The sequence below is a fragment of the Yersinia nurmii genome, from assembly GCF_001112925.1.
In the GTDB taxonomy this organism is placed as follows: domain Bacteria; phylum Pseudomonadota; class Gammaproteobacteria; order Enterobacterales; family Enterobacteriaceae; genus Yersinia; species Yersinia nurmii.
Map to the genome: position 1 here is coordinate 79071 of NZ_CPYD01000005.1, position 18722 is coordinate 97792.

Genomic DNA, 18722 nt, shown 5'->3' on the forward strand with positions numbered 1-18722 from the left:
GACAGCCGGGTGAGTGATTACACTCACCGTATCTGGCGGCGATAACGTCACGCTGTATCAGGCAGTCGTTAGCCCTAAAAAATTCACAATCGGTGAGAAATAGTGTTCAAAGCCTACAAAGGCATGATTTCCACCTGATTCTACCGTTTGTCGACAAGAGGTGTAATAAGCAACCGCCTGTCGATAATCGAGGATTTCGTCCCCGGTTTGTTGCAATAGCCAGAGCAAATCAGGCGATTCCAACGGATCTATTTGCATGACTTTCAAGTCATAAACGTGACGAGACTCTAACACATATTGCTGACCCGTGTAGGGGTTCTGATTTTGCCCCAGATAATCAATCAACAGCTCAAAAGGACGTACCGCCGGGTTAACTATCACCGCCGGAATGCTGAAACACTGGGAAAGCCAAGTGGCATAATATCCACCCAGCGAGGAGCCGACAATGCCCAGATTCTGCCCGGCCTTGCTCATAATGATATCTTCCAGCATTACCGCCGCCTCTGCCGGATACGGTGGCAACTGCGGTACCAACATCTCAATGTGCGGATGATTTTCCTGCAACCAGCTTTTGAACGCGGTGGCTTTCGCTGACTGCGGAGAGCTGTTGAAACCATGCAGATAAAGAAGAGTATTCATTAATAGCCGTCCGCATCCATATTGGGGTTGAACTCGTCACTGTCCAAGCGGCGTACTTCCGTTTCCAGCGTACCGTCCGGCAATAAATCGAGGTAACGCCATCCCGGCGCTACGGTATCCAGAGTAAAGTTAGTACAGTGCGGTTTGAATTGCACACAGGTTGACGGGCTGGCCAGCAGGCGCTTGCCATACCAATCGAGATCCAACTCCTGATGAATATGTCCACACAGCAGCGTAGTGACGCGCGGATAGCGAATCAGTACATCGGCCAGCATATGGGCGTTGCGCAGACTGTGTTGATCCAACCAAGTACAGCCGGACGGCATCGGATGGTGATGCAGCAAAATCAAAGTGTAGCGTTCTGGATGAGCCTGTAAGCAGCGTTCCATCCACTCTAGCTGATGTTCGCTTAACTCACCGTAAGGCACACCAAAGACCTGGCTGTCTAATAAGAGAATCTGCCAATTATTGCCCACAAACGCCTGTTTTGATGGCGCAATATTTGCCTCGGCCAGCACATCTACCATTGCAGGCTGGAAATCATGATTTCCCGGCAACCAAAGGCATGGCGCAGACAAACGGGCAATACCCTGCGCAAAATGCTGATAAGCCGCTATAGACTGATCCTGTGCCAGATCGCCGGTCGCAACGATCAGATCATAGGGGTACTTTTCGGCAATAATTGCATCCAATACCGCACGATAGCTGCGTCCAGTATTGACACCCAGCAAGGTTTCATCCTCACCAGCAAAAAGGTGGGTATCTGTTATTTGTAATATTCTGACCCTGGCCCCACTCGCCATAGGCAGTTCAAACAGGCTTTCCAATTGGTATCCTTGTTTTAAGTCTGTCTAACAAACCGGAACCGCCACAGCTCCATGCGCCAAGCAATAGCGCAACCAGTCAGCAAGAAACTGGTTAATTTGATGCTTTTCGTCCCGTTGATGCAACTTTTTATTCGGATAATCATAACTTGCTTTGAACCGGGAGATCTGCTGACTGGCACACACTTCCGCTACCCTGGCATCATGATAAAGGCGTACCGACATCGAAGGCAGCCCCCAATGGCTGACGATTGGCGCAGTCTGCACAATCTCAACCACCGTAGTGTAGCGAGTCGATTCTAGGATAGTTAACCGATAACGGGTGCTATTGACCTGATAAGCCATGCTTTCATTCACTTCGTCAGTGCGCGGCGTTAAACGACGCAATTGTGCGTAATTCGTTTCGCACACCCGCATCATTTCAGGAAAATCAGGCGTATAGCGTTTAGACATTATTTTTCCCACTCTTTTCTCAGCAACTGATGGTGCAACGCCAGCCATTGTAATGCAATGACCGAGGCGGCGTTATCGATAACACCTTCTTCCACCCAGCGATAGGCCTGCTCGCGGCTAACCACGTGGACGCGAATATCTTCATTCTCCTCTTCCAGACCATGAATACCGGAGGCGGTGGTAGCATCCACTTCACCGACCATAATCGATAAACGCTCGCTGGTACCACCGGGGCTGGCCAGATAACTCAATACCGGTTTACAGCGCCCAACGATGATACCCGCCTCTTCCTGCGCTTCGCGACGGGCGACGTCTTCCACACTTTCCCCCGGTTCGATCATGCCAGCAACCATCTCCAGCAGCCAAGGGGACTCACTGGAATCAAGAGCTGCGATACGCAGTTGCTCCACCAACACCACTTCGTCCCGAACCGGATCATAAGGAAGCAAAACCGCCGCATGACCGCGCTCAAAAATCTCCCTTTTTACCTCACCACTCATTTCACCGTTGAATAGGCGATGGCGGAAGCGATACAGATTCAATGAAAAAAAACCGCTGTAAAGTGACTCACGTGCAATAATTTCCACATCATTCTTATTCAAAGTTACCGGTGACTCTTGGGGCAATGACATATACTTTTCTCCTACCTGAGTATTGTGCCGATATACTAATTTTTTATGACACTCGTTTTACTGATATAAAAAGTAAAAGTCTTCGCGGATAAAAAATGATAAGCGGCGGGCTAGCTATGCTGTCTGAGTTTAAAATAGCAAGCGTGACGGCCTTATGGGAATGGTTGGAAGAATACTGGTTTAAGTTTGTGTTAGATTTAGGTAAATAAAGGCAAGATGGCACAATCAGCCACCTTATCCCATTGGCAGACTCTGATAGAATCGGCAACAATTCGTCTATCGTCAGATACCATGGCAACATTTTGCGCACAACTGCTGCACAACAAGGAATGCAAATGAAGAAACTGCTCCCCCTTCTTATCGGACTGAGCCTTGCCGGTTTCAGTACCATGAGCCAGGCAGAGAACCTGCTGCAAGTTTATAAACAAGCGCGGGACAGCAACCCCGACTTACGTAAATCTGCCGCTGACCGTGATGCTGCATTCGAAAAAATCAATCAATCCCGCAGCCCGCTGTTACCACAGCTCGGTTTAGGCGCAGGTTATACCTATACCAACGGTTTCCGCGATAGCAATGGCATAGACAGCAATTCCACCTCAGGATCGCTGCAACTGACCCAGACCATTTTTGATATGTCAAAATGGCGCGCGCTGACCTTACAGGAAAAAGCTGCCGGTATTCAGGACGTTTCGTTCCAGACCAGCGAACAATCGCTAATCCTGACCACCGCTACCGCCTATTTCAACGTACTGAGAGCGATTGACTCTCTGTCTTACGTTCAGGCGCAGAAAGAATCGGTATACCGTCAGTTGGATCAAACCACTCAGCGTTTTAACGTAGGTCTGGACCCAATCACCGACGTACAAAACGCCCGCGCCAGCTATGATACCGTGCTGGCCGATGAAGTTACGGCGCGTAATAATCTGGATAACGCACTGGAAATTCTGCGTCAGGTTACCGGCGTTTACTACCCGGAACTGGCCTCTCTGAACGTTGAACGTTTGAAAACCGAGAAACCAGACGCAGTCAATAACCTGTTGAAAGAAGCAGAGAAACGCAACTTGGCGTTGCTAACTGCTCGCTTAAATCAGGATTTGGCTCGTGAGCAGATTAAAGCGGCCGAAACGGGCTATATGCCAACGATTGATCTGACCGCTTCTTCTTCAATTACTAATACCCGTTACAGCGGTAGCGCCAGTTCGCAGCAAATCAATAATGACGCTGGTCAGAACAAAATCGGTGTGCAGCTTAGCCTGCCATTATACAGCGGCGGAGCCACCAACTCGGCGGTTAAACAGGCGCAGTACAACTTTGTTGGTGCCAGCGAGCAGTTGGAAAGCGCACACCGTGGCGTTGTGCAGAACGTTCGTTCTTCGTTTAATAACATTTCGGCGTCAATCAGCAGCATCAATGCCTACAAACAGGTTGTGATTTCAGCCCAAAGTTCATTGGATGCCATTGAAGCCGGTTATCAGGTGGGAACGCGTACCATCCTGGATGTGTTGACTGCAACCACCACGCTGTACAATGCGAAACAGCAGTTAGCCAATGCCCGTTATGACTATCTGATCAATCAGTTAAACATTAAATCTGCTCTGGGCACGCTGAATCAGAACGATTTAATGTCGCTGAACGCAGTATTGGATAAGCCGGTTCCAACTGCACCAGACGCTGTAGCTCCTGAAGGCAAACAGCAACCTGCGGGCAGCTACGCACAAACCGCGTCTCAAACTGTACCTGTGACTCAGCCAGCGACAACAACTCGTAGTTCTGGTAATCCATTCCGCAACTGATTCTGACGTCGGCCTTTCCCCAAGGCTGACATTCTTCGGGCGTAGCCTTGTATGCGCCCGATTATTAATTTTCTCATGATTCCCTCTACGTCAGGGACAAGCATTTTTCATCGATGAAAAAAGAGAGCTAGCCCGCAGCATTTCGTATAGCAATGTAAAGTATGCCGCTGACCTACCCCTACGCTTTAATTTTATACATCTTTCCCCTATTCTTATGGCCACGCTATATGACTATAAATGGGATAAAGGGCAAAAAGCCCGGACATAGGACCAATGACGATGAAACGGACTAAAAACATCAATCAAGAGACATTCCGTAAATCCTGGCGTAACTATCGCTTAGCGCCTGTCGCGTTGGCGGTCAGTGCCGTATTTATGCTTGCCGGTTGCGAAAAAACCGATGAAACCGTCTCTCTGTACCAGAATGCGGACGACTGCTCACAGGCAAACCCATCCAAAAGCGCCGAATGCACCGCGTCTTACAATAATGCCTTGCAGGAAGCGGCTAAAACCGCGCCTAAATATGCAACTCGTGAAGACTGTGTGGCTGAATTTGGTGAGTCTCAGTGTACTCAGGCACCGGCTCAAGCCGGTATGGCTCCGACCTCAGCACCGGCGGAAGCTGGCGCAACGGCGCAGCCACAGCAGAGCGGTAGTATGTGGATGCCTCTGATGGCCGGTTACATGATGGGTCGAATGATGGGCGGAGGTGCAAGCCAACCGCTGTTTACCTCTAAATCAGCAGGCAGCCCGGCTAACGGCAAATTTGTTGACGCAACCGGTAAAAACTACGGCCCTGCGACCACCGGTCGTACCATGACCGTGCCTAAAACCGCACTGGCGCCAAAACCTGCGGTAACCAACACCATCACTCGCGGCGGCTTCGGTGAATCAGTAGCTAAACAGACCTCTATGCAGCGCAGCAATGCTTCATCATCCAATTCCAGCTCGCGCAGCATGGGTGGCTAAGGTCTGATTAATGAAACGCTTACCGATTACCGAGCGCCCGGACTGGCGCGAAAAAGCGACCGAGTTTGGCTTTAAATTTCACACCATGTATGGCGAGCCGTACTGGTGTGAGGATGCCTACTACGAATTTACGCTGGCGCAGATTGAAGAGCTGGAAGACACCACGGCAGAATTGCATCAAATGTGTCTGCAGGTGGTAGAAAAGGTCATTAATAGCGATGAGCTGATGGCAAAATTCCGCATTCCTAAACATGTTTGGGATTTCGTCCGCACTTCGTGGCGTACCAACCAGCCTTCTCTGTATTCCCGCCTTGATTTAGCCTACGACGGTAAAAGTCCGGCCAAGTTACTCGAAAATAACGCAGATACACCAACGTCACTGTATGAAGCGGCATTCTTCCAATGGCTGTGGCTGGAAGATCAGATCAACGCTAACAATCTGAGCGGCGATGCAGATCAGTTCAACAGCCTGCAGGAAAAGCTAATAGAACGCTTTACTGAACTTCGGGAAAACCACGGTTTTAGCCTGTTGCATCTGGCCTGCTGTCAGGACACCGAAGAAGATCGCGGTACGGTACAATATTTGCAAGATTGTGCTCTTGAGGCCGGATTACCAACCGAATTCCTGTTTATGGAAGAAATCGGTCTGGGCGAAAAAGGGCAATTTACCGATCTGGATAACCAGGTTATCAGTAATCTGTTCAAGCTCTATCCATGGGAATTCATGTTCCGCGAAATGTTTTCCACCAAGCTGGAAGACGCGGGCGTTCGCTGGCTGGAACCGGCGTGGAAAAGCATTATTTCCAATAAAGCTCTGCTGCCGCTGCTGTGGGAGATGTTCCCTAATCACCCAAATCTACTGCCAGCATACTTTGCCGAAGACAACCATCCGCCGCTGGATCACTATGTGACCAAGCCTTTGTTCTCACGGGAAGGTGCCAATATCCAGATCGTGGAAAATGGCAAAGAGGTGGCCCGCGTGGATGGCCCTTACGGTGAAGAAGGCATGATCGTACAGCAATTCCATCCGTTGCCACGTTTTGGCGATAGCTACACGCTGATTGGCAGCTGGTTGATCAACGATCAGCCTTGCGGTATTGGTCTGCGCGAAGATCGCGAATTGATCACGCAGGATCTGTCTCGATTCTACCCACATATTATTTTGGGCTAATCCCCAAAAATGATGTGCAAAAGGGAAGGCAATCGCCTTCCCTTCTATATTTAGAAAATCACTTATATCTATCCAATCATTAGCCTAAACGAACCGACAGCATACTCAGCGATCCCATTTCGATTCCTTCGGTCGGTAGAGAAATAGCTTCTTTTCCGTCCCAGGTTCCCAAAATATACAGCAGCGGCAAGAAGTGTTCTGGAGTCGGGTTAGACAGCGCCGCGCCCTCATGATCCATAAAATTGACCAGTGGATGGTTATCCCCCTGATAATCAAGGTTATCCCTGACGTACTGTTCAAAAGATTCGGCCCAAGGATAAGGGCTAGCCTCTCCCTGCCAGTTGACCATTCTCAGGTTATGAACCACGTTACCACTGGCCACAATCAGCACACCCTGCTCACGTAGCACCGCCAGCTTACGCCCTAATTCATAGTGATAAGCCGCAGGCTGGGTACCATCAACACTGAGTTGCACCACCGGAATATCGGCGTCAGGATACATTTTAATTAACACTCCCCAGGCCCCGTGATCCAAACCCCATTCGCCGGTATCGGCCATCACTTCGACAGGTTTCAGCAGTTGCTGAATTTGCTCTGCAAGTTCAGGCGAACCGGGAGCCGGATACTGAGTATCAAACAAAGCCTGTGGAAATCCGCCAAAATCGTGAATAGTGCGCGGTTTTCCCATTGCTGTTACCGCAGTTCCACGGGTATACCAGTGGGCAGAAATAGCCAGAATCGCTTTCGGACTAGGAATCGCCTCACCCAACGCACGCCATGCCAATGTATGAATGTTTTCTTCCAGCACATTCATCGGGCTACCGTGGCCGAGAAACAGTGCAGGCATACGAGAGGTGTTCATAGGAAATCCTTACAGTTAAATGAAGTTATCAGGCTCTAGCGACAGGTTGGCCGCCATACCTTGCCAACTACATTACGCGCTTTCTTTTCATTGCACAGCCGGATAACTATGAAGAAGATAGTCAATAAATTTGAATGGATAGCGAGCGAAGGCAAAGCGGGAATCCGCAGCGGAAACAGAAATGAAAAAACCGGGCTATTTTACCTGTTAAGGAAAATAAAACCCGGTTAACTCAGTCAGTTAAATCAGACAGTATTCAGGATGCTGCTCACCAAACTCAGCTGGCTTTCTGCGCATGAGCCAAGCGGTATTCCGCTAGGTCATCAATAGTCACTACTGGCATATCATGCTGTTTAGCAAAGGCAACCACTTCTGGCGCATGAGCCATGCTGCCATCGTCATTAGTCAATTCACACAGTACGCCTGCGGGTTTAAAACCGGCCAGCGTTGCCAAATCAATGGATGCTTCAGTATGACCACGGCGAGTCAGTACGCCACCCGGTTGACCGCGCAGTGGGAAAACGTGGCCTGGTCGGCTAAGATCCGCAGGCGTCGCATTATCCGCAATGGCCGCACGAATGGTGGTCAAGCGGTCAGCGGCAGATACGCCGGTGGTAACACCTTTAGCGGCTTCAATAGTCACGGTGAATGCGGTCTGGAACTGGCTGGAGTTGTTGGTCACCATCATTGGCAGCTCAAGCTGCTGACGACGTTCTTCGGTGATACACAGACACACAATCCCACTGCCGTGACGAATTGTCAGAGCCATTTGTTCTACGGTCATGGTTTCTGCGGCGAAGACAAGATCGCCTTCGTTTTCGCGGTTTTCGTCGTCTAGCACCATCACACCTTTGCCATTACGCAAGGCGTCCAATGCACGTTCTACACGCTCGAAAGGCGTGCCAAAATCTGATAGAAGGGTCTGATTCATGGTAAAAAACCTCATTAAATTATGGATTACCAGAATCAGGGCGGTCTTGAGGAGTGTTCGCCAAATATACGGCAAAAATAACGCAAGCGGGCAGTATGCCCGGCAGATACCGTTACTCTCTCCCATCCGGACTATAACCGTCGGCCCCGGAATTACACCGGATCTGCTGACCTCTACGCTGAATGAAATTAACCACTCAATGTGAGCGCTCGCGGGCTTCCACAATGCGGCACAAAAGTACCTAACTATGGTTTACCGCCGGTGGGGACTTTCACCCCGCCCTGAGAATAAGCCTAAAGACTATAACGCTAATGATTCGTCCGGGCAATTGGCAAAATGCAGAATTAAACCCTGGTCACAAAGGTTTATAGAATTGACGCCAGGTATTACACTATTAGGCAGTCACTAAACATCAAATTAGGGAAATACCATGATTGACCCGAAAAAAATTGAACAAATCGCCCGCCAGGTGCATGAATCCATGCCGAAAGGTATTCGCGAGTTCGGGGACGACGTCGAAAAGAAAATCCGCCAGGTGCTGCAATCGCAACTGACACGTTTGGATTTGGTTAATCGTGAAGATTTCGATGTGCAAACGCAGGTGTTATTACGTACCCGCGAAAAACTGGCCATGTTGGAACAACGGATGAGTGAACTGGAAGCCAAATTTAACACTGCGCCGGTTGCTGCGCAGGACGAAGCAGAGAAAACCGGCGAGTAATGATCTCCGCCGTTCAGCTAAAAGGGGCTTAAATGCCCCTTTTGTCGTTCATAGAAAACATCTGAATCTTAGCCGGTGAGTCAGCTATCAACTGTTGATATCGTTGTCTTTGGCAAAAGGAGCCAAAGTACCGCAAACATAATCAGTGCGTATAAACTTTTCCACCCAATCATCAGCAGCAATATGCAGCACAACAGGCTGCCAATTACCGCCATCCAGCGTGAACGTCCTTTCAATAAGCGAATACCCGCTAACATACACAGCAAATAAATCAGCACAAAAATACCGTTGGCGTAGACGATCAGCATATCCAGCGGCAGAGAAAACCAATAAGTCAGCAACGTAGCAGCCAGACAGCAACCGACTACGGCGCTCAGTGCATTGACCGGCGCTTGCCCAGCGGATAAGCGGGCCAAAGGGCTTTCTGGGCGACTGGCAGCCTGTGACCACACCATGCGAGCAAAGCTTTGGGTATAAATATTCACGCTGGCGAAGCACGCCAGATAGCCAATAATACAGGCGACCCAAAGTGCGTGTTGACCAAAAAGTTGCACCACTATGCCCGGTAGAGATGCGGCTGCGGCCTGCTCTGCGCCATAAGCATGGAAATGTAGTACGGCAACAGTACAACCCCAGTAAACCACTCCGGCCACCAGCATGCCGATCAGCAAGGCGCGAGGAAAATCCCGTTTAGGATGGCGGAATTCTGTCGCCAGATGCGCGAAAGCTTCCAGACCGACAAAACACCAGAACATGACCGCTAATGCATTGAATATATTGGGAGGAGAAACGTCGGCAATCGCTGGCCAGGGTATCTGAGCGGGACTGATTTCCCCCTGCCACCAAATCGCCGCAACCAAAGCGATAATCAACAGGGCGATCAGAGTTTGAATATTGGCGCTAGAACCTGCACTGCGGGTGCCCAGTAGCCAAATCACCAGTAAAGTAGCCAGTTGCACTATCAGCAAGCCGGTAGCGCTCCAACCAAAGGTGGCCTGCCAGAAACCAGCGGCAATCTGCAATGCCGCTGGTAAACCCACAGGAATCACCGATAAAAACAGCCAGCCCGTCACTTTACCCAAACGTGGGCCAAACGCCATATTGACGAAATGAGCCGCGCCGCCAGCACTAGGAAAATGACGCCCCAACGCGGCGAAGGCGATAGCAATGGGGAACACCAGAGCAATCAGTAACGGCCACGCCCATAGGCTGTCGTCGCCCGCCAGCATGGCGGCTAGCGCCGGTACAGCAAATACGCCGGTGCCCAGCAAGGACGTAGATAACAAACCAACGCCCTGCGCCAGCCCCAACTCCTGCTTTAATCCACTCACCATACCGCCTTATTGCCATTGGCCATGGCGCAGCATCCTTACCCTGATTCAGCGGATTGAGCTAACCGCGCCCGTTTTTTATCGACTGAATAATATTAGTCGTGGAAACACCATCTTCAAAGTTAAGTACCTTAACTTCACCGCCGGCGGCCCAGACTTCAGTGCTACCGGCGATATCTTCAGGCTTATAGTCTCCGCCCTTCACCAGTAAATCGGGTAGAACACCAGCAATTAAGCGCTGTGGCGTGTCTTCTTCGAAAGAAACGACCCAATCAACAGATTCCAACGCGCCCAACACAATCATGCGTTGATCCAGCGGGTTAACGGGTCGTTTTTCCCCTTTCAGGCGTTTGGTGGACGCATCGCTGTTAACTGCGACAATCAAACGATCGCCCAGTTTACGGGCATTAGCCAAGTAGGAGACGTGGCCTGCGTGCAGGATGTCAAAAATACCGTTGGTCATGACGATTTTTTCGCCTCGCTGACGCGCCTGAGCCACCGCAGTTTTAAGCTGTTCTTCACTCATCACGCCAAAACCGGTACTGGCACGACCACGGATGGCGTTTTCCAGTTCGATCGGAGAAACCGTTGAAGTACCCAGTTTGCCCACCACGACACCCGCGGCGGCGTTCGCTAGGAAGCAGGATTCTTCCAGCGTTTTGCCAGCGGCCAGTGCCGAGGCCAATACGCCAATCACAGTGTCACCCGCGCCGGTTACATCGAACACTTCCTGCGCCTGAGTAGGTAAGTGCAGCGGCGGTTGCCCCAGTTGCAACAAGGTCATACCCTGCTCGGAGCGCGTCACCAGCAGCGCTGACAGCTCGAAATCAGCAACCAGTTTCATACCGCGACTCACTAACTCATCTTCCGTTTTACACTGCCCAACTACCGCCTCAAATTCAGACAGGTTTGGTGTCAGCAGAGTTGCACCGCGATAGCGTTCAAAATCACTGCCTTTCGGATCGATAAGCACTGGCACCTTAGCCGCACGCGCCAGTTTAATCATCTGCTGAACGCTAACCAGAGCGCCTTTAGCGTAGTCAGAAAGCACCAATGCACCAATATGAGGTAATGCCTGCTGGATACGATCAAACATCGGCTGGGGATCGACACCTTCAAATCCTTCTTCAAAATCAAGGCGGATCAACTGTTGGTTACGGGAAAGCACCCGCAACTTGGTAATGGTTGGATGAGTTGGCAGAGACACAAAATCACAGCGCACGTTGACTTCATTCAGCTTGCTGGTCAACGCCCGCGCCGCATCATCAATGCCGGTTAAGCCAACCAGCTGTGACGCGGCACCCAAGGAGGCGATATTCATCGCAACGTTAGCTGCACCACCCGGACGTTCCTCGATAGTGTCCACTTTCACCACTGGCACCGGTGCTTCCGGCGATATCCGACTGGTCGGCCCATACCAATAGCGGTCCAACATCACGTCGCCAACCACCAGTACACCAGCGCGGCGAAAATCGGGCAGTGTAACTTTCATCCCATAGCTCCAAAACAGGTCATTATATTGTGTCGGATAATATCACAGGCTTTCGTTTACCAATAAAATCGGTTTTGCCTTATTACCTCAGATAGATGAATTTCAGTACAGGCAAGGGGATTTGAATAGCGGTTTTTTCCTCTTTTGCGCAGTGCATGGCAAAAAACCGGTGTCAGAGACAATATCCCTCAATGAAAAGAGCTATCCACTTCCCATCCACTACCAATTTACAGGTAAGAAAAAGGGGCGATATTCGCCCCACAGACTATTCCCAATAAATAATTAATAAAAATCATGAGAAAAGTTAAATAGTTAAATAGTTAAATAGTTATCCCAGCCAATGTTGCCAGCTGGCGACCACCTGTTCTCTCTCGGCAATAAAGCAATCGGCGGCAACTTTGCTGGATCGCTCCTGTAAAGCCAGATGGTGAATCTCATCCCGCATGGTGACGTAGGCTTTGGTTAACGCCGCCGCTTCCTGCTGTTCCATGATGCCATAATTGGCCATCAGCTCGAAAATACGCACGTTATCAGACCAACGGGTTAAACGCGGCTCACCGGCAGCGTAACGCAATACCAGATACTGAGCGATAAACTCGATATCGGTAATACCACCAGCATCGGCTTTAATATCAAAGGTATCCCGCTGTTTACTGCCTAAATGATTGCGCATTTTCTCACGCATTTCGCGCACTTCCTGCTGCAAAGTCAGATCGTTACGCGGTTGACACAAGATACGCTGCCGAATGGCCACAAATTCCTGATGCAAGCTTTCATCACCATACACCATGCGTGCCCGCACCAGTGCCTGATGCTCCCAGGTCCAGGCCTCGCTTTGCTGATATTCTGCAAAGGCTTCGATGGTGCTCACCAGCATCCCTGACTCACCGGAAGGGCGTAATCGTGCATCCACTTCATATAAAATACCCGATGAAGTGCGGGTGCTAAACAGATGCATCACGCGCTGCGCCAGACGCAGATAGAACTGGCGGCCATCGATACTACGCTCGCCGTCCGTCATCACATCTAACGGACAGTCCAACAAGAAAACCAAGTCTAAATCAGAGCTATATCCCAGTTCCCATCCGCCCAGTTTGCCATAGCCAATGACGGCAAAACCGCGCCCTTCTCGATTTTGTAAATGAGTTGGCTGGCCATAGCGTTTGACCATTTGATTCCAGGCTTGTTGAATCACTGCGTCAATAATGGCTTCGGCAAGATAGGTTAAGTGATCGCTCACTTTCATTACCGGCAGCGCTTCAGTGATATCTCCGGCAGCAATTCGTAGCTGCTGCGCCTGTTTAAACTGACGCAACGCTTCCAATTGTTGCTCCTCGTCATCCTCCGGAACCCGTAGTAAATACTGACGCAATTCATCGCGATAAGCGCCAGGAGCAAGGGGTTGATACAGCGAATGAGGGTCGAGTAATTCATCCAACAAAAGCGGGTAGCGAGCAAGCTGGCTGGCCACCATCGGTGACGCGGCGCACAGCTTAATAACGTGAGTCAGCGCTGCATGGTATTCCAGCAACAGCTCCAGATAGGTGGTACGGGTCACAATGCTCAACAACAGTTGAATCAGGCGACTTAGAGCGATATCCGCATCGCGACGCGGACAAACCTCCGCCAGCAAGCGTGGCATCAGTTGATCCAGCTTATCCCGACCGCGCGGCCCTATGGTGCGTTTATCTACATCATGACGGAAAGAAGCTAGCGTGCTAAGGAAGTGTCTGCGCGCATTTTCATCTAAATGCGGAGTCAGAGGCGCCAAATCATCCTCATCTAACGCATCCTGCCACAGACTGTTATACGAAACATAGCAGGAATCCTCGCCTACATCGGGTGTATCGTCGCCAATGAGGTCGTCAAATACCAAACGGACTGCCTGCATGTGATTGTCCAGCGTATCCGCCAGCTCCATCCAATTCCGTTTTCCCATTCCCCACGCCAAACGCGCTTGATTCAGCCCATCACTTGGCAAAGTTTGGGTTTGTTCATCACCAATCGCCTGTAAAAGATTCTCTAAACGGCGTAAAAACAGATAGCTGGTGCTGAGATCGTCAACCTGCCGCTGAGTAAGTAACCCCAGCTCTGCTACCGCTTGTAGCGTGGGCAGCAACGCTCGTTCCTGCAAACGCGGCTCGCGGCCACCGCGAATCAATTGGAATACCTGCGTAATAAATTCGATTTCCCGAATCCCGCCCGCGCCCAGCTTTATATTGTCTTTTAGGCCACGGCGTCGTACTTCGCGGGCGATCATCCCTTTCATATTACGCAGCGATTGAATCACGCTAAAATCTATATAGCGACGGAATACGAAAGGCCGCAGGGTTCGACGCAGTTCCTGGCTATAATCATCCTCCGCACCGCCCATCAGCCGCGCCTTCACCATCGCATAACGTTCCCAATCGCGGCCTTGTTCCTGATAATAGTCTTCCAGCGCGGCGAAGCTCAGCACCAGCGGGCCGCTGTCGCCAAAGGGGCGTAGCCGCATATCGACCCGATAAACAAAACCATCAATGGTTTGCTGATCCAACGCCTTTATCAGCCGCTGCCCTAAACGAGTAAAGAACTGCGCGTTATCCAGCTCCCGACGACCACCTTGGGTATGGCCATTTTCCGGATAAGAGAAAATCAGATCGATATCAGAGGAAAAGTTCAGCTCTCCGCCGCCTAACTTTCCCATTCCTAAAATCAGCAAAGGTTGTGGAACTCCCTCGCGATTACAAGGCGTGCCCCATTCTTTGCAACAGGTTTGATACAGCCAATCGCGGCTGGCAATAATAATGCTTTCCGCCAGCCAGCTCAGCTGTTGCAAGGTTTCTTCCGTGGTACTGGTCTGCAACGCCTGCGACCACGCAATACGCACCATCATTCGCCGTCTGAATAAGCGCAGAGCCTTCATCAGCGCAGCTTCATCCTGTACTTCGCTCAGCACCAAGCGCAGCCAATCCGGGTATCGTTGCCACTCATCCGCCTGCGGCGGCTGCTGGTGTAGCTCATCCAACCACTCGGGATGAATCAACAACATATCACTGACAAAATCACTTAGCGTCAGCACCGCAACGTCTTCTTCTGTTAACGTCCGGCTTATCGGAGGCTCATGAAAACGCTGTACAATACTTTGCGCTTGCACTTGTAATTCTGAGGAAAGTGGCAACATTTCGAATCCCTATACAAAACAGCCTGCAAAAAGCAGGCTGTTAATCAGTTAACGCGCAGCACCGTTGAGCCAGAAAGCTGGCTGGGCCAACGCCTCTTTACGGGCGGTATCACGCCAGTGTCCCTGGCGTTCAACAATAGCCTGTTGCAGACCAAACCAGCCATCAATGTATGGATGCCATTCGCTTTGCGGATAGAAACCGGATAACAGCTGGAAAGAGAGAATCTGACGATTCAAACGAGGTAACTGCGCCAGATAGCCGTCATCATCCATATGATGTGCAAAGGCTTCTTTCAAATCTGCAGCGCTGCGGCTCAGCATAATATCGGTGAAGCGCTTAAAGGAACCTTGTAACTTTGACTGGCCTTTAGCATCGAGGAACGGACGCCAGCCAGCGTTAACCAGCCAAGATGTGAGCGCCAACTTACATTTAAGATAAGTGGTGCTGTAGCACAATTGTTCCGCCTCAGCATTTTTCGCCGCCAGTAAAGGTTCCAGCTCGGTCAATAGTGCCCGCAGCTCAGTGCTGGCTTTACGTGGTACCAAGCCGCCAAATACCGTCATGACCTGACGAATCATCGCTAACGCTTCGATAATCATGGCTTTTGCCGATTCATCGCCACGCAGCCACAGTTCTTCATGGTATTGCCAGTGATCCAACGCCATTTCTAGGCCCGCAGACATTCCCTGCTCAACGGTAGACTTAGGCGCGGGCTGCACCACCAGCAACGGACGAACTTCCCGCGCCGGATTACCTTTTGCCAAATGGTAGCCGCGCGCAGCTTTACTCAGGCTCCCCTGACGCAGACCGCCGTTTTGCGCCAGTTCTGTCGCCAATGCCAGCAGATCCGCCTGATTCCCCTGCTTTAGCTCCAGCTCCACTTCGTGCAATGCTTCGCTGAGATCGTTGGCTGTCACATTGCCCAGATCTAAAGCCAGTTCAATCAGGCTTTGCTGGTAAGTAACTACCCACTTTTCACGCACAAAGTCGGTCTGAAATAGTGGCTTCAGTTCAGCCTGAAGCGCGGCGATATCCCAGCCTTCCGGCCAGATTTCCGCAGGGAACAGCGCCAAATCCAACTCTGGTTTATCAATAGTTACATTATATTCTGGACGCTGATGCAAACCGCCGACCACCTTGCCACCGGTTTTTATTGTCATTTCAAATTGCCCATCACAGCCGCGAATACGCAAACCCATATCATGCTCGCGCAGGCGACCGTCTTCGGTTTCAAAGTAGATATTGGTCAGCGTTTGTGGCGCGAAATGTTCATGTGGCCAGGACGCAATCTGGCCCGGCAAGGCAGCAATGGCTGCTGGAGTAGCGATAAATTTTAATTCTATTTCAACGGTCATAATTTCATTCACACCGATATTTGCGAGATTGTGGGCATTATGCGCCATTCGCGATAATTTGCCTGTTTTACACCGCTTTTTCTGTACGAAAAGTCTCGTGCAGCAGGCGAGTCAAACCCTATTTTAACCTGATTTGCCGAGTCTGCCCTACTAGCTTGATCAGACTAATTTTAGTTTCTGAAAAACCGGCGAAAAATAGCGTCAAACCCGCACAGGCATTGAGAGTAAGATAGTTCTCATTCCGGTTTATGCGTTGCGTCGGCAAACTGAACACTCTACTATCGTTCCATAAATTCACTCATAAACGATGATCTAATGCAGAAATTACGCCTAATTTGTCTCGCAGTGCTAAGTCTTAGCATCAGTTGGGGCGCGCACGCTGAAGAAAAACGCTACATCTCCGATGAGCTAATCACCTACGTCCATAGCGGCCCCGGTAACCAATACCGCATTCTCGGCACGCTAAATGCCGGCGATGAAGTCACCCTGATCAGCGTTAACGAAGCGGCAAATTATGGCCAAATTCGCGACAGTAAAGGGCGTACCACTTGGATTCCAATGGATCAATTGAGTCAGTCGCCAAGTATGCGAGTGCGTTTACCTGATTTGGAACAACAGGTTAAAACCCTGACGGACAAACTGGCTAATATTGATAATAGCTGGAACCAGCGTACCGCTGAAATGCAGCAAAAAGTTGCAGCCAGCGACGGCGTCATTAACGCGCTGAAACAGGAAAATGAAGCGCTGAAAAACCAATTAGTTGTCGCGCAGAAGAAAGTGAACGCCGTCAACCTACAGTTGGATGACAAGCAGCGCACCATTATTCTGCAATGGTTTATGTACGGTGGCGGCGTTGCTGGCATCGGTCTGCTGCTGGGTCTGGTATTACCACACCTTATCCCAAGCCGTAAGAAAAATAACCGCTGGATGAATTAATCGCGGAAACTATAGATTGAATTCTATCGGCTGCCATCAGGCGGCCGATTTCATTTGCTCGCCCCACCTCGCTATACTCTGGTCAGGCCTTAAGCCTCTTATTTCAGAATCATCGATACAATCGGTATCAGGAGAAAAACAGTGAATATCTACCTGGTCGGCGGTGCCGTACGCGACAATTTATTAAATCTGCCGGTCACCGAGCGGGATTGGGTCGTGGTCGGTGCCACTCCTGAACAGTTGCTTTCTCAAGGTTATCAACAGGTCGGCAAGGATTTTCCGGTATTCTTACATCCGGTCAGCCGCGAAGAATATGCGTTGGCGCGTACCGAGCGAAAATCCGGTCAGGGTTACACTGGCTTTACCTGCTATGCCGCACCGGACGTCACGCTGGAAGAAGATTTACTCCGTCGGGATCTGACTATCAACGCCATTGCGCGTAGCGTGGAAGGCGAACTTTTTGATCCTTATCAAGGCCGAAAGGATCTGGAAAACCGCATTTTACGCCATGTTTCTGACGCCTTTGGCGAAGATCCTCTACGCGTACTGCGAGTCGCCCGTTTTGCCGCTCGTTTTGCTCATCTGGGCTTTTCTATCGCTCCAGAGACTCAGGTATTAATGCACCAAATGGCCGACAGCGGCGAGCTTTCGGCGCTCACGCCAGAGCGCGTATGGAAAGAAACAGAAAAAGCCTTACTCACCCAGAGTCCGCAAACCTATTTTCAGGTTTTACGTGACTGCGGCGCGCTGGCTGTGCTGTTCCCGGAAATTGACGCGCTGTTTGGCGTGCCTGCTCCGGAGAAATGGCATCCAGAGATCGATACCGGTATCCATACTTTAATGACGCTGGCCATCGCCGCTCAGATTAGTCCAGAGGTTGATATTCGTTTCGCCGCACTGTGCCACGATTTAGGCAAGGGACTGACGCCCAAAGAATTCTGGCCGCGTCATCACGGCCATGGCCCCGCAGGTGTCAAACTGGTAGAAAAAATGTGCCAACGACTGCGAGTACCCAATCCTATTCGGGATTTGGCAAAACTGGTGGCGGAATATCACGATTTAATTCATACCGTCGATAAGTTGCGACCGGAAACACTGCTCAAGTTGTTTGACGCCATTGACGTCTGGCGCAAACCGGAACGTTTAGAGCAAATGATTATGACCAGCGAAGCCGATGCCCGTGGACGCACCGGCTTTGAAAATAATCCTTATCCGCAAGGCGATTATCTGCGCGCGGCCTATCAGGTTGCTAATGGTGTGTCGATCAAGGAAGTGGTTGCCAGCGGCCTGCAAGGCCTGGCGATTAGGGATGAAGTCAAACGTCGCCGTCAGCAGGCGCTGGCAGACTGGAAACTGGCTCTCGGCGAAACTAACTAGATCAGTGAACCTCAATAAGCAGACGTAAAAAAGCCCTGTAAAATCAGGGCTTTTTTTTGCATTCATTAACTT

16 protein-coding genes and 1 riboswitch are annotated in these 18722 nt (G+C 50.5%); of the genes, 6 read left to right on the forward strand and 10 right to left on the reverse strand.

Annotation, left to right across the window (positions count from 1 at the left end; translation table 11 throughout):
• Nucleotides 1-57: 57 nt before the first annotated feature.
• Genes yqiA through nudF form a run of 4 tightly spaced genes read right to left on the reverse strand, consistent with a single transcriptional unit; the run spans nucleotide 58 to nucleotide 2548 of the window.
• A complete protein-coding gene (yqiA, locus tag AD970_RS07970) occupies nucleotides 58-639 on the reverse strand; it encodes an esterase YqiA (RefSeq protein ID WP_049597780.1) in 582 nt (193 codons plus the stop codon).
• A complete protein-coding gene (gene cpdA, locus AD970_RS07975) occupies nucleotides 639-1466 on the reverse strand; it encodes a 3',5'-cyclic-AMP phosphodiesterase (RefSeq protein ID WP_049597781.1) in 828 nt (275 codons plus the stop codon). Before cpdA ends, yqiA begins: the two co-directional genes overlap by 1 nt.
• Nucleotides 1467-1490: 24 nt before the next feature.
• Nucleotides 1491-1916, reverse strand: coding sequence for a DUF1249 family protein (locus AD970_RS07980; RefSeq protein ID WP_049597782.1), 426 nt, complete (start codon nucleotides 1914-1916; stop codon nucleotides 1491-1493).
• Nucleotides 1916-2548 (reverse strand): ADP-ribose diphosphatase, encoded by a 633-nt coding sequence (gene nudF / locus AD970_RS07985; RefSeq protein WP_049597783.1) that lies wholly within the window; start codon nucleotides 2546-2548, stop codon nucleotides 1916-1918. Before nudF ends, AD970_RS07980 begins: the two co-directional genes overlap by 1 nt.
• A gap of 335 nt (nucleotides 2549-2883) precedes the next feature.
• Between nudF and tolC the strand changes: the two genes are divergently transcribed.
• The 3 genes from tolC to AD970_RS08000 all read left to right on the forward strand — a co-directional run bounded on the left by tolC (nucleotide 2884) and on the right by AD970_RS08000 (nucleotide 6481).
• Nucleotides 2884-4341 (forward strand): outer membrane channel protein TolC, encoded by a 1458-nt coding sequence (tolC, locus tag AD970_RS07990; RefSeq protein WP_049597784.1) that lies wholly within the window; start codon nucleotides 2884-2886, stop codon nucleotides 4339-4341.
• 279 nt (nucleotides 4342-4620) lie between these two features.
• On the forward strand, nucleotides 4621-5310 hold the full coding sequence (locus AD970_RS07995; RefSeq protein WP_049597785.1) for a DUF1190 family protein: 690 nt from the start codon (nucleotides 4621-4623) through the stop codon (nucleotides 5308-5310).
• 10 nt (nucleotides 5311-5320) lie between these two features.
• Nucleotides 5321-6481: a glutathionylspermidine synthase family protein gene (locus tag AD970_RS08000; protein ID WP_049597786.1), complete on the forward strand. Its 1161-nt coding sequence runs from the start codon at nucleotides 5321-5323 to the stop codon at nucleotides 6479-6481.
• A 79-nt stretch (nucleotides 6482-6560) separates the two neighbouring features.
• Here the strand turns inward: AD970_RS08000 and ygiD are convergent, their stop codons facing one another.
• Nucleotides 6561-7343 (reverse strand): 4,5-DOPA-extradiol-dioxygenase, encoded by a 783-nt coding sequence (ygiD, locus tag AD970_RS08005; RefSeq protein ID WP_049597787.1) that lies wholly within the window; start codon nucleotides 7341-7343, stop codon nucleotides 6561-6563.
• Nucleotides 7344-7620: 277 nt separating this feature from the next.
• Nucleotides 7621-8274, reverse strand: a complete 654-nt coding sequence (gene ribB, locus AD970_RS08010; protein WP_049597788.1) for a 3,4-dihydroxy-2-butanone-4-phosphate synthase — start codon at nucleotides 8272-8274, stop codon at nucleotides 7621-7623.
• Nucleotides 8275-8384: 110 nt separating this feature from the next.
• Nucleotides 8385-8567: riboswitch (FMN riboswitch) on the reverse strand.
• 137 nt (nucleotides 8568-8704) lie between these two features.
• Here ribB and ubiK point away from each other — a divergent pair.
• Nucleotides 8705-8995, forward strand: coding sequence for a ubiquinone biosynthesis accessory factor UbiK (gene ubiK, locus AD970_RS08020; RefSeq protein ID WP_049597790.1), 291 nt, complete (start codon nucleotides 8705-8707; stop codon nucleotides 8993-8995).
• A gap of 80 nt (nucleotides 8996-9075) precedes the next feature.
• On the opposite strand, the gene yjeH is transcribed toward ubiK, so the two are convergent.
• From yjeH to AD970_RS08040, 4 genes are all read right to left on the reverse strand, one after another.
• Nucleotides 9076-10326 (reverse strand): L-methionine/branched-chain amino acid transporter, encoded by a 1251-nt coding sequence (gene yjeH, locus AD970_RS08025; protein ID WP_049598103.1) that lies wholly within the window; start codon nucleotides 10324-10326, stop codon nucleotides 9076-9078.
• 61 nt (nucleotides 10327-10387) lie between these two features.
• Complete coding sequence (gene hldE, locus AD970_RS08030; RefSeq protein WP_049597791.1) at nucleotides 10388-11818, reverse strand: bifunctional D-glycero-beta-D-manno-heptose-7-phosphate kinase/D-glycero-beta-D-manno-heptose 1-phosphate adenylyltransferase HldE; 1431 nt, start codon at nucleotides 11816-11818, stop codon at nucleotides 10388-10390.
• Nucleotides 11819-12146: 328 nt separating this feature from the next.
• Nucleotides 12147-14981 carry a bifunctional [glutamate--ammonia ligase]-adenylyl-L-tyrosine phosphorylase/[glutamate--ammonia-ligase] adenylyltransferase gene (gene glnE / locus AD970_RS08035; RefSeq protein ID WP_049597792.1) on the reverse strand — a complete coding sequence of 945 codons (2835 nt, stop codon included), beginning with the start codon at nucleotides 14979-14981 and terminating at the stop codon, nucleotides 12147-12149.
• Nucleotides 14982-15029: 48 nt separating this feature from the next.
• Nucleotides 15030-16337 carry a CYTH domain-containing protein gene (locus AD970_RS08040; RefSeq protein ID WP_049598105.1) on the reverse strand — a complete coding sequence of 436 codons (1308 nt, stop codon included), beginning with the start codon at nucleotides 16335-16337 and terminating at the stop codon, nucleotides 15030-15032.
• A 315-nt stretch (nucleotides 16338-16652) separates the two neighbouring features.
• Here AD970_RS08040 and AD970_RS08045 point away from each other — a divergent pair, with 315 nt between their 5' ends.
• Nucleotides 16653-17273, forward strand: a complete 621-nt coding sequence (locus AD970_RS08045) for a TIGR04211 family SH3 domain-containing protein (protein ID WP_049597793.1) — start codon at nucleotides 16653-16655, stop codon at nucleotides 17271-17273.
• Nucleotides 17274-17414: 141 nt separating this feature from the next.
• Nucleotides 17415-18650, forward strand: a complete 1236-nt coding sequence (locus AD970_RS08050) for a multifunctional CCA addition/repair protein (RefSeq protein WP_049597794.1) — start codon at nucleotides 17415-17417, stop codon at nucleotides 18648-18650.
• The last annotated feature ends 72 nt before the right edge of the window (nucleotides 18651-18722 follow it).

Bases quoted from the DNA above. Each gene is read 5' to 3' on its own strand.
- yqiA (WP_049597780.1), bottom strand. From the start codon at position 639: ATGAATACTCTTCTTTATCTGCATGGTTTCAACAGCTCTCCGCAGTCA.
- AD970_RS07980 (WP_049597782.1), bottom strand. From the start codon at position 1,916: ATGTCTAAACGCTATACGCCTGATTTTCCTGAAATGATGCGGGTGTGC.
- nudF (WP_049597783.1), bottom strand. From the start codon at position 2,548: ATGTCATTGCCCCAAGAGTCACCGGTAACTTTGAATAAGAATGATGTG.
- tolC (WP_049597784.1), top strand. From the start codon at position 2,884: ATGAAGAAACTGCTCCCCCTTCTTATCGGACTGAGCCTTGCCGGTTTC.
- AD970_RS07995 (WP_049597785.1), top strand. From the start codon at position 4,621: ATGAAACGGACTAAAAACATCAATCAAGAGACATTCCGTAAATCCTGG.
- AD970_RS08000 (WP_049597786.1), top strand. From the start codon at position 5,321: ATGAAACGCTTACCGATTACCGAGCGCCCGGACTGGCGCGAAAAAGCG.
- ygiD (WP_049597787.1), bottom strand. From the start codon at position 7,343: ATGAACACCTCTCGTATGCCTGCACTGTTTCTCGGCCACGGTAGCCCG.
- ribB (WP_049597788.1), bottom strand. From the start codon at position 8,274: ATGAATCAGACCCTTCTATCAGATTTTGGCACGCCTTTCGAGCGTGTA.
- ubiK (WP_049597790.1), top strand. From the start codon at position 8,705: ATGATTGACCCGAAAAAAATTGAACAAATCGCCCGCCAGGTGCATGAA.
- hldE (WP_049597791.1), bottom strand. From the start codon at position 11,818: ATGAAAGTTACACTGCCCGATTTTCGCCGCGCTGGTGTACTGGTGGTT.
- glnE (WP_049597792.1), bottom strand. From the start codon at position 14,981: ATGTTGCCACTTTCCTCAGAATTACAAGTGCAAGCGCAAAGTATTGTA.
- AD970_RS08040 (WP_049598105.1), bottom strand. From the start codon at position 16,337: ATGACCGTTGAAATAGAATTAAAATTTATCGCTACTCCAGCAGCCATT.
- AD970_RS08045 (WP_049597793.1), top strand. From the start codon at position 16,653: ATGCAGAAATTACGCCTAATTTGTCTCGCAGTGCTAAGTCTTAGCATC.